The organism is Rossellomorea sp. NPDC071047 (genome assembly GCF_050270195.1).
Classification (GTDB): domain Bacteria; phylum Bacillota; class Bacilli; order Bacillales; family Bacillaceae_B; genus Rossellomorea.
In genome coordinates, this window is sequence record NZ_JBNNJT010000001.1 from 1,433,634 (window position 1) to 1,447,875 (window position 14,242).

A 14,242-nucleotide genomic window follows, 5' to 3' on the forward strand; every position below is an offset into this window, starting at 1 on the left:
CTCTTCCTCCTCTCTATAAAAAGCCAGAGGCCAGTTACCACCTCTATACTATATAGGAAATGATTCTCCATTTCTATATCCGTCTGTTAATTCATGCACAGATAAGAAATAGTATATATGCTATCAATATTATATTAAACCATATATTTTTTCCTTTTTGGGGGAGAATTAGACAATAATGTGAAGAAATTGTGAAGAAAGAAAAACGCAGACGTTTCTTCATATTTCTACAAACATTTTAAACCCATCATACCATAAAACGAAGCTAAGCGCTTACAGATTTTGTTTTTCTGCAAATTAGTCATTATCTACTAATAGTTATTCTCTTCATATAAATAATTATCATGCTCATAATTCTGTAACATTTTATCGGTTGAGTTTTACTGACCTTTTAGGTATTATCGTAGGGGCATATATATTTTTCTACTATATTTATAAATTGGAAAGTGTGTAGAGTCTATTAATTAAGAAGGTGAATAGATTGCATAAAGGTGTCCACAAAGGATTAAAGTGGCTTGCCGTTCTCACTACTCTTGGAATGTTATTTGTTCTATTGGGAGGAGCCCTCGTTACGAAGACCGAATCTGGTATGGGCTGCGGGCGATCTTGGCCACTATGTAACGGACAATTGATTCCAAGCGATATAACGTTCGAGCTTGTCATAGAATTGGCACACCGTGTTGTCTCCGGTGGTGTAGGATTACTAGTATTGGCATTATCGATATGGTCATGGAGAGCGATTGGATATAAACGTGAAACAAAATTCCTTGCTGCACTCTCTTTCTTTTTCTTAGTATTACAAGGTCTAATCGGAGCTGCCGCTGTACTCTGGGGGCAATCAGACTTCGTACTTGCACTGCATTTTGGAATTTCTCTTATATCATTTGCTTCAATTCTATTGTTAACACTTCTGATCTTTGAAGTCGATCAGAAATTCGATGCCAACTCATTGGTCATTAATAAACGTATGAGATTCCATACAATAGGGGTCACTTTATATAGTTATATTGTTGTTTATACCGGTGCTTTAGTCAGACACACGGATTCGAGCTTGGTGTGTAAAGATTGGCCGTTATGTGTTAATTCGTCTCCGGGTCTTCCATCCAATCTATATGAGTGGATTCAAATGGGACATCGGACAGCAGCAGGACTCATATTCTTATGGATTGCTTATATCACATATATTGCGATTAAAGAGCATAAGCACCAAAAGGTTATTTATTGGGGATGGATCATCGCATTTACACTGGTATCCCTTCAAGTCATGTCTGGAGCACTCGTGGTTTTCACAAGGTTAAACTTAGGTATAGCATTATTGCACGCTTTGATCATCTCTTGTCTATTTGGATTACTCTGTTACTTTATCCTGCTCATCTCGAGAAGCAAGCTGAAAGAATAACAAAAAAAGGATTCCGTTCATAACCGGAATCCTTTTTTTATTTATGCTTTTTGAACTTCTATTAATAGGTCACCAGGGCTAATGGCATCACCATTTTGCACATATATGTCTTTCACTACCCCTGCAAACGGAGCTTGAACGGTCGTTTCCATTTTCATGGCTTCGGTGATCATTAAGTGATCCCCTTTTTCTACCGCCTCTCCTTTTTCAGCAATTACCTTAATCACGGTTCCAGGCATGGAAGCACCAATATGAGACTCATTTTTTGCATCAGCCTTCATCTTGGCTGCCACTGTTGATTTAATGCTTTCATCTTTTATCACAATTTCACGCGGCTGACCATTCAGTTCAAAGTAGACGATCCGTGTACCGTCTGCCTGAGCCTGGCCAATGGAAACAAGCTTGACAATGAGTGTTTTCCCGGTTTCAATTTCAACCTCAATCTCTTCACCAAGTCTCATTCCGAATAAGAAAGTAGGCGTATCGAGAACGGAAATATCACCAAATTGATCCATTGTATGTGCGTATTCCATAAATACTTTAGGATATAGAGCATATCCAAGAGCATCAAAACTAGTGACAGGGCGTTGCAGTTCTTCGAAGAGCTTTTCTTTGAGTGCTGTGAAGTCCACATCATCAAGGAGCTCCCCAGGCCGAACGGTTAATGGAGTGCGCCCTTTCAGAATCACGCTTTGTAAGTCTTTCGGGAATCCGCCATGAGGCTGACCCAAATACCCTTCGAATAATTCCACCACTGAATCGGGGAAGTCAATCTTTTCCCCTTTTTCGATTACATCTTTCTCCGACAGATCATTCTGCACCATGAACAACGCCATATCCCCGACAACTTTTGATGAAGGAGTAACCTTTACGATATCCCCAAAGAGGTGGTTGACCCTTGCATACATTTCTTTGACTTCTTCCCATCGATGCCCGAGTCCTACAGCTTTTGCCTGCTGCTGAAGATTACTATATTGTCCCCCCGGCATTTCGTGCTTGTAAACCTCTGAATGCGGAGACATCATGCCACTTTCAAAGTCTGTATAGTATTTTCGAACGTCTTCCCAATAGTGGGAAAGAGTCTCCAATGAGTTAATATCTACATTAGGTTCCCTTTCAGTTCCTTTCAATGCGTAGTAAAGTGTATTGGCACTTGGTTGAGATGTTAATCCAGACATCGTGCTAAGGGCTGTGTCGACAATATCCACACCTGCTTCAACGGCTCTTGCGTATGTGTAAATACCGTTTCCACTTGTATCATGGGTGTGTAGGTGGATAGGCAGACTTACCGTATCTTTCAGTTCTGAAATAAGTCGGTATGCTGCCTGTGGTTTTAAGAGCCCTGCCATGTCTTTAATCGCTAATATATGCGCTCCGCTTGCTTCTAACTCTTTTGCCAGATTCTTATAGTAATCAATACTATATTTGGTCCGGGTAGAATCTTCTATGTCACCTGTATAACAAATGGCTGCCTCAGCGATTTTCCCGCTTTGCCTTACCGCATCAATGGCTACTTCCATCCCTTTAACCCAGTTTAAACTGTCAAATATCCGGAAGACGTCAATCCCTGCGAATGCTGATTTCTCAACAAATTCTTTTATGACATTATCAGGATAGTTCTTATATCCAACGGCATTTGATGCTCTCAGCAGCATTTGGAATAGAACATTGGGGATGTCCTCTCTCATTGTTAATAATCGATTCCAAGGATCTTCCTTTAGAAAACGGTAGGCTACATCAAACGTTGCCCCTCCCCACATTTCATAAGAGAACATATCAGGAAGCAGTTGAGATGTTGGTTGTGCAATTTGCTTCAGGTCGTTTGTTCTGACACGCGTAGCCAATAAAGATTGGTGCGCATCCCGGAAGGTTGTATCAGTCAGGAGCACTGAGTTTTGTTCCTTGACCCAATTTACCAAACCTTCGGCACCATGTTGATCTAGAATTTGCTTTGTCCCAGGCTTAAAGTCTTGTTTCAAGTCAATAGCAGGAATCCTAGGCTTTGAGAATACAGGCTTTTTCTTCTTCTCGATTCCCGGGAAACCATTCACTGTTACATTTCCGATATAAGAAAGCATTTTCGTTCCACGGTCTTTTCGTTTCGGAAAAATAAACAGTTCAGGTGTCGTGTCAATAAAGGATGTATCGTACTTACCTGTTATAAAATTTTCATGCTTAACGACATTTTCAAGGAAAGGAATATTCGTCTTGATTCCACGTATTCTAAATTCTTGAAGATTTCTGACCATTTTGGATGCAGCTTGTTCAAATGTTAAAGCCCACGTGGACAGTTTTACAAGAAGGGAATCATAGTATGGTGTAATGACGGCTCCCTGGAACCCGTTACCTGCATCCAATCGAACCCCGAATCCGCCGCCTGAACGGTAAGCCATGATCTTCCCTGTGTCAGGCATAAAGTTGTTCAATGGATCTTCTGTTGTCACACGGGACTGAATGGCAAACCCATTTGTCCGGATTTCTTCCTGCACAGGTATGCCAAGCTTACTGCTATGTAGTGCATGACCTTCGGCAATCAATAATTGCGATTGGACAATATCCACTCCGGTAACCATTTCCGTAATTGTATGCTCTACTTGAACACGAGGATTCACCTCGATGAAATAGAACTGCTCATTTGCAACCAGGAATTCAACTGTCCCTGCGTTCACATAGTTTACATTATCCATCAGCCGGACGGCTGCCTCACAAATATCCTCTCTCAACTGATCACTCAAGGATACGGATGGTGCTATTTCAACAACCTTCTGGTGACGTCTCTGGATGGAACAATCACGTTCATATAAGTGAATGATATTGCCGTCTTCGTCCCCAAGTATTTGAACTTCTATATGTTTAGGATTCTCAACAAATTTCTCAACATATATTTCATCATTACCAAATGCTGCTTTCGCTTCAGATTTAGCGCGCTCGTATGCTTCCTTTAAGCTTTCCAGGTTACGGACGATACGCATTCCCCTTCCTCCGCCACCTAATGAAGCTTTGATGATGATCGGGAATCCATTGTCCTTACCAAAACTAATGACTTCTTCTAACGTTTCTACCGGTCCATCAGTTCCCGGAATGACCGGGATATTGGCTAATTGGGCCTGATGACGTGCCTTTACTTTGTCACCGAACATATTTAAGTGCTCTGAATGAGGTCCTATGAAGGTAATCCCCTCTTCTTCACAACGTCTGGCAAAATGAATATTTTCGGACAAAAAACCGTAACCGGGATGGATGGCATCGACATCGGCGTTCTTTGCGATTCGAATGATCCCCTCTATATCTAAATAAGCATCAATCGGTTTCTTTCCTTCTCCTGTCAGGTAGGCCTCATCAGCTTTATATCGATGATATGCTCCTGAATCTTCCTTACTGTAAATGGCGACTGTTCTAATATTCAGCTCCGTGCATGCACGAAATACACGGATCGCAATTTCACCGCGATTTGCTACTAATACTTTTTTGATTTTCTTCAATACACTCTCTCCTTTAGGCTATTCATGATTGAAAATCTCTGTAAAGCAGTCTATGAAAAAAGGGCTGACCCGAAAGATAATAAAGAAGTATCTTAGGGGGCAGACCCTAGACTTAGAGTTTTAGATACTCTATCAAAGTGACCTACATTTTTACACCATATATTTTTTTGCTATTATCCATATTCTCCGAAGGGTAGCCATTTTCCTTCTTTATTTTATATTTTTCTTCATATTTTACAAACATCGACACATTCACTAGGACACCCATCGACAAAGACAGCACTAATAGTGATGATCCCCCATAACTGATGAAGGGAAGTGGAACACCTGTAATCGGAATTAATCCGGATACCCCTCCTAGATTAATGAAGGCTTGGATACCGATCATACTGGATATTCCGATGGCCAGCATCGTTCCAAACGGGTCCTGGCATTTAACTCCCGTGTATATCCCTCTAAGTACGATATAAGAGAGTCCGAGTATGACAAAGCTTACGCCGAATACACCTAATTCTTCAGCAATTATTGCCATAATGAAATCCGTTTGTGGTTCAGGAAGATAACCCAGTTTTTGAACACTCTGACCTAATCCAAGCCCTTTTACCCCTCCAGAGCCAATGGCAAGGTATGAGTTCACTAAGTGGTAGCCTTCCCCTTGGGCATATTTAAACGGTGATAAATACGCTTCAATCCTGCTAAGTCTTTCTCTCGTGAAAATAAAGCCTCTTGCCAGGTATATGACCGGTGACAGTACGATCAACAGACCTACTCCAAGACCTGCAAGCTTGAAGAATGTTTTAAAACTGATCCCAGAGCAGGAAATGACAATTGCTCCAATGGCGAAAATGATAGCTGCCGTACCAAAGTCAGGTTCTAAAAAGACTAAAAAACATATAAAACCTAAAAATAGTAATGGCGGGGCAAGGCCCTTATTAAAATCATCTATGTATGCCTGTTTCTTGGAGTATACAGAGCCAAGATAAATAATGACAGCAAGCTTGGCGAACTCCGATGGCTGAATGGGCATGAAACCTAAATTAATCCAACTTTTTGCGTTGTTTACTTCATAACCGAAAATATGTACCCCGATTAATAATCCGATAACGATAAACATGAGTCCCTTGATTATTTTCCCCACTTGGAATGCTTTGTATGGAAACCATGCTGCTATCGTAAAGGCAAAGAACCCGATGAGAATATTGATCATCTGCCTTTTATAGAAATGGTCACTTTCCCAACCAAATCGTTCTACAGCCATGACCATACTCGCACTATAGATCATTACCAGACCAAACAGACAAAGAAATACATATACAGCGATTAACGAATAATCATAGGACTTTGCTATTTTTTTAATCATGACATTTCAACCCTTTTTCTCTTGTATCATTTAATTAATCCCAACCACTCAGAATCTTTAACAAAAAAAACTCAAACAACAGATCTATGTATTGTTTGAGTTGTCATGACTATTTTACTTTTTTGTAGATGCTTCATGAAGGGCAGAAAGTTGTCTTTCCAAAGAATCAATCAGCTCTTTTCCATCTTGATCATCTACTAATCCTAAACGGACCGCAAATTCTATTTCACGAGATAATCCGAACATTTGGGTATCCAATACTTCCTCATAAAGAGGACATTGGGGCATCGTTAAATTATCCATTTGCACTTTAATAAGTTGTAAAATCTTTTCTGCGTCGGCCTTTAGCAGTTCATAGGCTTTTTCTCGATGATTAATTGTCATTTCTGACGCCACAGTGATCCCCCCATTCCGAACAAATAGCTTTCCTGTCTTAAAATTTTATCGTTAAATCAGATAAATTGCAAGAAAAATAAGTGTTTTCCCCGGGATTCTATGACAGAAATTCGAAATATTATTTTGGAGGGTTCCTTATGAAAATTCTTTTACAAATGCCTTTTTGGAACTCACTAAAAAACATACCCATATGTGAATGGGCGTGACCCTTCGTTAGAATATACTCCAGGAATATTCATCACTTAGCATTTCAAGGAGCTTCAGCCCTGCACTGCTATTCCCCACGTTATCCAGTGCAGGGCCAAAGATTCCGATTCCACATTTTCCGGGAACAGCACCCATGATGCCACCTGACACCCCACTTTTCGCCGGGATACCCACTTTAATGGCAAATTCTCCAGAAGTATTATACATCCCGCACGTAACCATGAACGTTTTACAAATTCTCGCAACATCTCTCGTAATAATTTCGCGCCCGCTTTCAGGGTCAACGCCATCATTGGCAAAAACGGCCCCCATCTTTGCGAGGTCGACACAGCTCATTTCCACCGCACATTGTTTTGTATAGAGAACAAGTAAATCTTCGACATTTCCGGTAATCACACCGTGCTGCTTCATATAATAACACAGCGATCTGTTTAAATTGGCTGTTTGAAGTTCTGAATAGGCCACATCTTCATTATATGATACCGTGTCCCCGGTCATATGATTTATGAACTCTATTAATCGTTCCCACTTTTCCATTCCTGTATTTCCTTTAATCATATTCGTGACTGCGAGTGCACCTGCGTTGATCATCGGATTTAGGGGTTTGGAGGGCTTATGTGTTTCTAGTTTCGCTATGGAATTAAAAGGATCACCAGTAGGCTCCATCCCAACCTTAGAGAATACATGTTCCTCTCCGTAGTCCATTAAGACAAGAGCCAGAGTGATGACTTTCGATATACTTTGCAATGTGAACTTCTTTAAATGATCTCCTGCATAACAAGAATGATTTTCCAAAGTATATATACTTATCGCCAAATCACTTGGATTTTGATCCTTTAATGCAGGTATATAATCTGCAACCTTTCCTTCAGTTGCAAAAGGCCTTGCTTTCTCCACTAATTCTTCCAAAAGCTCCTGAGTTCTAATCACTATAGTATCAGCTCCTTTAGTACTACCTTTAGTTTCCCTACTTTAACCGATTGAAAACGTTGAAAATGCTTTCAGCTTTGTGTGACAAACGTTTAAATAACAGATATACTGAATCTATCAGCGAGAGGAGGAGTCTCAATTGGAAAGCATAGTACCCATAAAAGGTAAAGTGAAATTCACGATAACTCTGGATTCCGGCGTTTGGATATTTGATGATCGAAAAGTGGATTTAACTACATATTTTGACGAAAAGAATGAGACGATTGACGAGTTGGAAGAATATACAAAAGCCGTATCCAAGCATTGGTCACGGGAGATTCAGGAAGGGGCAACCTATCCCCCAACACTTAAGACAGAGAAAAAGTATGAAAAGGAAAGGATTTTAAACGGATCATTCGCTATTCCGTTTTCACCTTTTCTTACAAATGCTGAGCCTCTTGAGAATGCAGCATCTCTTGTGATTGAAACAGAAACGTATGAACATCGCATGGATCTTGCATACGCAGATCAATTACTCATCGGGTTCTCAATAGACGGAAAGCCACTGAAGGAAAATGGCCCCGTTCATATCTACTACAAAGACGGATCAAATAGAGAAACCCCCATTACCGATGTTAGAGCCTTTCGAGTAGAATAAGAACATCAAGAAAGCGCAGTGTCAAAAAAAACCGGTTCAGGAACCTCCGAACCGGTTTTTTCATACGTTATTATTGTGTTTCGGCAGTATTAAAGAAGATCAGCAGCAAGCTGAGCAAGACCCGATCTTTCACCTTTCATGAGTTTAACATGTCCGGCCAGTTTTTGATCTTTAAATTTTTCTACCACATACGTTAAGCCATTATTGTATTCATCGAGGTATGGATGATCAATTTGAGCTGGATCTCCCATCAAAACGATTTTACTTCGCTCCCCCACCCTGGTTAAGATCGTTTTCACTTCATGTTTCGTTAAGTTCTGGGCTTCATCAATGATGATATATTGATCTGGAATGCTTCTACCCCTTATATAAGTTAAAGCTTCCACTTCAATTGAACCCATACCCGCGAGGATGTCATCCAGCTCACCAGGCTTCTTTGTATTGAATAAGTATTCGAGATTATCGAAAATGGGCTGCATCCAAGGTCTGAGCTTTTCTTGTTTTTCCCCTGGCAGATATCCAATATCCTTACCTACCGGGACAATTGGACGAGCAACGAGCAATTTATTAAATTTGTTGAAGTCCTCTGTCTGAAGAAGACCTGCCGCCAGTGCAAGCAGGGTTTTACCTGTCCCGGCTTTTCCAATCATGGTGACCAACGAAATATCATCTCTTAATAACAGTTCAGTTGCCATTGTTTGCTGAACATTACGGGCTTTGATCCCCCACATATGCTCTTGATCATAGACCAGCTTCTTCACTTTCAGTCCTGATGCATCCACCATTCCAAGTGCCGAAGCAGAGCTTCCAAGAGCATCCTTCATTATGAGGAATTGATGGGAATAAAATCGCTGTTTTGTTATATCAGTAAGGGTCAGTTCCCCTTTATCATAAAATTTGTCTAGTAATTCTCTCTCAGTGTAAAGTTCAATAAAACCTGTGTAAATGTCGTTTACCTCGATGACCCGGTCACTCAGGAAATCCTCTGCCTGTAATCCCAACGCATCCGCCTTTACCCGAACGAGGGTGTCTTTACTTACTAGGATGACCGATTTTCCATCCTTTTTCGCTTCTTCTTCGATAGATAAGTTTTTTGCTACGGCAATAATCCTGTTATCATTTGTTTTCTCTAAAAAAATTTCCTGAAGTTGCTGAAATGAGCGGTGATTTAGTTCAATTCTTAGCGATCCTCCTGTATACAGGGGGATTTTTTCATGAAGTTTTCCTTGTTGCCGTAAATTATCTATCAGCTTCGATACATGTCTTGCGTTTCTTCCGATTTCATCCATATAACGCTTTTTGGAGTCCACTTCTTCTAAAACGACTGCAGGTATAACCACCTCATTATCTTGAAACGAAAAGATGGCTTGTGGATCTTGTAATAAGACATTGGTATCTAATACATAAATTTTATTCAAATCGATGCCTCCTGCTCCTGATTTCTTATTACTATTGTATGTAGCCAATGTTGATCCGGTTATTCCCAGCTACTCAAATAGGACGGCCCGTTTCTTAAAATATATGAATAAACGTATAAAGATAGAAGAAAATTACACAATAAGAAAAGATATTGATTCTAAATCGGGAGGTATTCACATGTTTAAGCTCATCTCTCTACTTATGGTAACCATCATTCTTGGTGCATGCGCCAACAAGGATGAGGTCGGGTATGATAATGATTCGAACAGTAACAACAATAAACCGATCACTGTTCAGGATAGCAACATCCAGCCTGTTGAACGAAAATCGGGACAGCAAATTTCAAGGCATTTAGTTGACCTGACGACGAGTGTACCGGATGTAAAAGACGCAACAGCCGTAGTCTTTGGAAAGTATGCATTTGTTGGTATCGATATCGATTCCGACATTGAGCGTTCACAAGTCGGTTCAATCAAATATTCTGTAGCAGAAGCGCTTCAAAAAGACCCATATGGTGCAGAAGCCATTGTCATCGCTGACCCGGATCTTTATGCACGTTTGAATGAAATCAGCAAAGACATTCAACGTGGCGAGCCGGTCCAGGGAATTATGAATGAATTGGCTGACATATCAGGCAGACTTATGCCTGAAATCCCTCGATCGTTAAAGCAAGCAGATCCTGAAAATGCTCCAAATGAACCAAAAAAGAAAATGAATAACACCAAAGAGAAACAACTTAGGGAAAAACAAGAAGATCAGTCTTACGACAAGATTGAATAATCCTTTAAATCACTTAAATAAATGAGAAAAAGCCATGAAAAAGCTTAGAGCACTAAGCTTTCTTCATGGCTTCAATTACTTGACGGTCCAAACGGTCTGCGGCCGTCTTATCATACGTCTTCTCATAGGCAGGTTCTCTCGATATTTTCGATCCATAGAACATGACATCTCTTACTTCATCAATAGCAAGTTTAACAAGCGTCAGCTTTAAAGGCACTCCAACGAGCTTTTCCTCTCGTACCCCTGCTTTTCCGCTTATGGAATAGGTTGATTCATTTGCAATTAGATTCACAACGGCAAGAGGATTGTTCTTAATATTCGCTACAATCCTGGAGCGCTGATCTACAGCAAATAACAATGTGTGTTCATCCTGTGCATAAATCCAAGAGATCGCACTTACATTGGGTCCTTGCGTTTGGTGATCAATTGTCGCAAGTGTAACAAATTTTTCTGATTGAAGTTCTTCAAAAAGTGCAGGAATCAAGCTGGGTTCCACTTGGTTAGCCATACAATCCCCCTTAAACAGCCTCATTTTTTCTCTGTTGGTGTTTCATCTCATTAGTGATTCATCTTGATTATACTATACCAAATTCCATTGTTAAAAGCATACAGGAAAGTTAAATAAAGCGTTTGACTATACTACATGATATACTAAAAAGACTAGACTTATGATTAGAACAAATTGAGGTGTAATGTATGAGAGTAAAATGTGCTCTATGTGAAGTGATAGAAAATATTGAAGATTATTCCTTACAGGCAAAAAAATTGCGTAATCGGCCCATCCATACGTATATGTGTGAAAAGTGTCATGATCGTATTAAAGAAAAGACGGAAGAACGTGTGTCGGGTGGGAATTTCAGGTTTTACCGCTCTCCTCAAGTAGAAGATGACTTTTAAACAAATCGGTTCAGGAACTATTATTGGTCTTGTTTCCGGCACCCTATTAGGATTATTTCTAAAATGGATGCAGGTATTAACAGGCATCAAGGTATATGTCCTGTTATTGAATGTGGATTTCATTCCCGGGTTCGGCGAAATTGAATGGCCTGAATGGATGGAGTTTTTGTTCCACTTGGTTATTTCATGTTTGATTGGGGTAGTGTTCGTGTACATGATGGATTGGCTGAACGTTTCTGGTAAGGGCTCTTGGATTCTCGCCTTTGTGCTAACAGTCCCGACTGTGTTCCTATATTTCCCTCTTTCGTATCTGGCAATTAAGGATGTCCCCGGTTTAATGTATGGTGAGGCAATTATGTTATGGACAGGAGGACATCTTCTCTATGCTCTGACCCTCCCCCCGCTGTACAATCTATCTTTCGCACGGGGTTAATTCACAATACGAAAAAAGCTGTAGTCTCATTTATTAGAGACTACAGCTTTTTTCAGTTTAAAACGTGCCTTTTTTCTTTTCGTTCGTTAGGCGAATCTTGTATATCACTAAGATAAGAGCCGCAACGACCAGCCCTTCTGCTACTGGTAAAAAGATACCGAGAAAGGTTAATACGGTACATCCCAGAACAAGAAAAGAATAAATCAATACTGATTTCATTACCGGCAGCTTCTTCGCGAAACCGAGCTTATAAACTAAGATTGAGAGCCCTACAATGGTTATATAAAGCAACCACATACCCATTTCCGCGTTCTGGTCAACACGATAAAGGGATGCGAAAAAGGACAAACGCTCAGTTACATCCATTTCCTACTCCCCCTCACTTAGTTTATTGAGACACCTTGCTCTTCTTTTCTGCTCTTTCACGTTCATTCTTATCAAGAATCTTTTTACGAAGTCGGATCGATTCTGGAGTTACCTCACAATACTCATCATCGTTTAGATATTCAAGAGATTCTTCTAAAGTCATGATTCTTGCCTTTTTAATGGTTACGGTTTGATCCTTGTTAGCCGAACGAACGTTTGTCGCTTGTTTAAGCTTTGTGATATTAACGGTAATATCATTTTCTCTTGTATGTTCCCCAACGATCATTCCACCATAAATCTCTGTACCGGATTCAACGAAGATAATACCGCGATCTTCCACTTGCATGATTCCGTATTGAGATGCTTTCCCTGTTTCCATCGAAACAAGTACACCTTGTCGACGTCCGCCAACGCGTCCTTTTTGCAGAGGCTGATAGCTGTCGAATGTGTGGTTGATGATTCCATATCCACGAGTAAGAGTCATAAACTCCGTTGAATAGCCGATTAATCCACGTGCAGGAACCATAAATATTAAACGGACCTGTCCGTTACCGTTGTTTACCATATCCAGCATTTCGCCTTTTCGTTGACCAAGTGATTCAATGACTCCACCCATATATTCTTCAGGGATATCAATTTGAACACGTTCTACAGGCTCACTCTTCACGCCATCGACTTCCTTGATGATAACCTGTGGTTTAGATACCTGTAATTCGTAACCTTCACGACGCATGTTTTCAATAAGGATGGAAAGGTGAAGCTCTCCACGACCTGAAACCGTCCATGCATCAGGTGAATCTGTTGGTTCAACACGTAAACTTACATCCGTTTGAAGCTGAGCCAATAGACGTTCTTCGATTTTTCTTGAAGTAACAAATTTACCTTCTCTACCTGCAAATGGACTGTTGTTCACTAGGAATGTCATTTGAAGTGTAGGCTCGTCAATACGAAGAACGGGAAGTTGATCCTGATGTTCAACAGGACAAACCGTTTCACCGACATTAATATCTTCCATTCCGGAAACAGCGATTAAATCACCCGCTTTTGCTTCTTGGATTTCTTCACGTTTTAAACCGAAGAAACCGAAGATTTTTGTTACACGGAATTGTTTAATAGAGCCGTCAAGCTTCATTAATGCTACCTGCTGGCCAACCTTCATTGTCCCTCTGAACACACGTCCGATTCCGATTCGACCAACGTAATCATTATAATCGAGCAATGCAACCTGGAATTGCAGTGGATCTTGAGAGTTGTCTACTGGTGCAGGAATGTGCTCAATGATTGAGTCATATAAACACTGCATGTTTTCGTCTTGTTTTTCCGGATCCGGATCTGTACTTGCTGTTCCGTTGATAGCTGAAGCATAGACTACCGGGAATTCAAGCTGCTCATCATTTGCATCCAGCTCAATGAATAGTTCAAGAACCTCATCGATTACTTCTTCCGGACGTGCTGAAGGCTTGTCAATTTTATTTACAACCACGATAGGTGTAAGGTTTTGCTCAAGTGCTTTCTTAAGGACGAAACGAGTCTGAGGCATGCATCCTTCATACGCATCTACTACTAATAAAACACCATCTACCATTTTCATGATACGTTCAACTTCTCCACCAAAGTCAGCATGTCCTGGTGTATCAAGAATGTTGATACGAGAATCTTTATATTGAATCGCCGTATTTTTCGCTAAGATCGTAATACCGCGTTCTCTTTCCAAATCATTTGAATCCATCGCGCGTTCAGAAACAGTTTCATTTTCGCGGAAGATTCCAGATTGCTTTAAAAGCTCGTCTACTAATGTCGTTTTCCCGTGGTCAACGTGAGCAATAATAGCAATATTTCTAAGGTCATTTCTTAATTTCATATTTCCACTCCTGAATATTGGATTTCTTTATACTATTAAAGATAATATATTTCAGTTCAACTAGACCATTATATC

General features: G+C 40.4%; 13 protein-coding genes. 5 read left to right on the forward strand and 8 right to left on the reverse strand.

Annotated features, from left to right (window positions below; genetic code table 11):
* The first annotated feature begins 481 nt into the window (after positions 1-481).
* Complete coding sequence (locus ACQKFO_RS07365; protein ID WP_427597665.1) at positions 482-1,399, forward strand: COX15/CtaA family protein; 918 nt, start codon at positions 482-484, stop codon at positions 1,397-1,399.
* A 41-nt stretch (positions 1,400-1,440) separates the two neighbouring features.
* On the opposite strand, the gene pyc is transcribed toward ACQKFO_RS07365, so the two are convergent.
* From pyc to glsA, 4 genes are all read right to left on the reverse strand, one after another.
* A complete protein-coding gene (gene pyc / locus ACQKFO_RS07370; protein WP_427597666.1) occupies positions 1,441-4,881 on the reverse strand; it encodes a pyruvate carboxylase in 3,441 nt (1,146 codons plus the stop codon).
* Positions 4,882-5,023: 142 nt separating this feature from the next.
* The gene (locus tag ACQKFO_RS07375) at positions 5,024-6,241 is read right to left on the reverse strand and encodes an FtsW/RodA/SpoVE family cell cycle protein (protein WP_427597667.1); all 1,218 of its coding nucleotides are present in this window, start codon (positions 6,239-6,241) and stop codon (positions 5,024-5,026) included.
* A gap of 114 nt (positions 6,242-6,355) precedes the next feature.
* The gene (locus ACQKFO_RS07380) at positions 6,356-6,637 is read right to left on the reverse strand and encodes a YlaN family protein (protein WP_113968349.1); all 282 of its coding nucleotides are present in this window, start codon (positions 6,635-6,637) and stop codon (positions 6,356-6,358) included.
* A 213-nt stretch (positions 6,638-6,850) separates the two neighbouring features.
* Positions 6,851-7,777, reverse strand: coding sequence for a glutaminase A (gene glsA, locus ACQKFO_RS07385; protein WP_427597817.1), 927 nt, complete (start codon positions 7,775-7,777; stop codon positions 6,851-6,853).
* Positions 7,778-7,913: 136 nt separating this feature from the next.
* On the opposite strand from glsA, the gene ACQKFO_RS07390 reads away from it, so the two are divergent.
* Entirely contained in the window at positions 7,914-8,411 is a 498-nt protein-coding gene (locus tag ACQKFO_RS07390) for a peptidyl-prolyl cis-trans isomerase (protein ID WP_427597668.1), read from the forward strand.
* A gap of 89 nt (positions 8,412-8,500) precedes the next feature.
* Here ACQKFO_RS07390 and ACQKFO_RS07395 read toward each other — a convergent pair whose 3' ends face one another.
* Positions 8,501-9,829 carry a PhoH family protein gene (locus ACQKFO_RS07395; protein ID WP_427597669.1) on the reverse strand — a complete coding sequence of 443 codons (1,329 nt, stop codon included), beginning with the start codon at positions 9,827-9,829 and terminating at the stop codon, positions 8,501-8,503.
* 178 nt (positions 9,830-10,007) lie between these two features.
* Here ACQKFO_RS07395 and ACQKFO_RS07400 point away from each other — a divergent pair, with 178 nt between their 5' ends.
* Positions 10,008-10,610, forward strand: a complete 603-nt coding sequence (locus ACQKFO_RS07400) for a YhcN/YlaJ family sporulation lipoprotein (protein WP_427597670.1) — start codon at positions 10,008-10,010, stop codon at positions 10,608-10,610.
* 52 nt (positions 10,611-10,662) lie between these two features.
* On the opposite strand, the gene ACQKFO_RS07405 is transcribed toward ACQKFO_RS07400, so the two are convergent.
* Positions 10,663-11,118 carry a pyridoxamine 5'-phosphate oxidase family protein gene (locus ACQKFO_RS07405; protein ID WP_427597672.1) on the reverse strand — a complete coding sequence of 152 codons (456 nt, stop codon included), beginning with the start codon at positions 11,116-11,118 and terminating at the stop codon, positions 10,663-10,665.
* A 188-nt stretch (positions 11,119-11,306) separates the two neighbouring features.
* On the opposite strand from ACQKFO_RS07405, the gene ACQKFO_RS07410 reads away from it, so the two are divergent.
* Complete coding sequence (locus ACQKFO_RS07410) at positions 11,307-11,507, forward strand: YlaI family protein (RefSeq protein WP_427597673.1); 201 nt, start codon at positions 11,307-11,309, stop codon at positions 11,505-11,507.
* Positions 11,497-11,940: a hypothetical protein gene (locus ACQKFO_RS07415; protein WP_427597675.1), complete on the forward strand. Its 444-nt coding sequence runs from the start codon at positions 11,497-11,499 to the stop codon at positions 11,938-11,940. Before ACQKFO_RS07410 ends, ACQKFO_RS07415 begins: the two co-directional genes overlap by 11 nt.
* Before the next feature lie 57 nt (positions 11,941-11,997).
* Here ACQKFO_RS07415 and ACQKFO_RS07420 read toward each other — a convergent pair whose 3' ends face one another.
* Positions 11,998-12,306, reverse strand: a complete 309-nt coding sequence (locus tag ACQKFO_RS07420; RefSeq protein WP_427597676.1) for a YlaH-like family protein — start codon at positions 12,304-12,306, stop codon at positions 11,998-12,000.
* A 22-nt stretch (positions 12,307-12,328) separates the two neighbouring features.
* Positions 12,329-14,167, reverse strand: a complete 1,839-nt coding sequence (typA, locus tag ACQKFO_RS07425) for a translational GTPase TypA (protein WP_427597678.1) — start codon at positions 14,165-14,167, stop codon at positions 12,329-12,331.
* Between the last annotated feature and the right edge of the window lie 75 nt (positions 14,168-14,242).

What these genes read in the sequence shown, in the direction of transcription:
- ACQKFO_RS07375 (WP_427597667.1), bottom strand. Translation starts at nt 6,241, where the DNA reads ATGATTAAAAAAATAGCAAAGTCCTATGATTATTCGTTAATCGCTGTA.
- ACQKFO_RS07400 (WP_427597670.1), top strand. Translation starts at nt 10,008, where the DNA reads ATGTTTAAGCTCATCTCTCTACTTATGGTAACCATCATTCTTGGTGCA.
- ACQKFO_RS07405 (WP_427597672.1), bottom strand. Translation starts at nt 11,118, where the DNA reads ATGGCTAACCAAGTGGAACCCAGCTTGATTCCTGCACTTTTTGAAGAA.
- ACQKFO_RS07410 (WP_427597673.1), top strand. Translation starts at nt 11,307, where the DNA reads ATGAGAGTAAAATGTGCTCTATGTGAAGTGATAGAAAATATTGAAGAT.
- ACQKFO_RS07415 (WP_427597675.1), top strand. Translation starts at nt 11,497, where the DNA reads ATGACTTTTAAACAAATCGGTTCAGGAACTATTATTGGTCTTGTTTCC.
- ACQKFO_RS07420 (WP_427597676.1), bottom strand. Translation starts at nt 12,306, where the DNA reads ATGGATGTAACTGAGCGTTTGTCCTTTTTCGCATCCCTTTATCGTGTT.
- typA (WP_427597678.1), bottom strand. Translation starts at nt 14,167, where the DNA reads ATGAAATTAAGAAATGACCTTAGAAATATTGCTATTATTGCTCACGTT.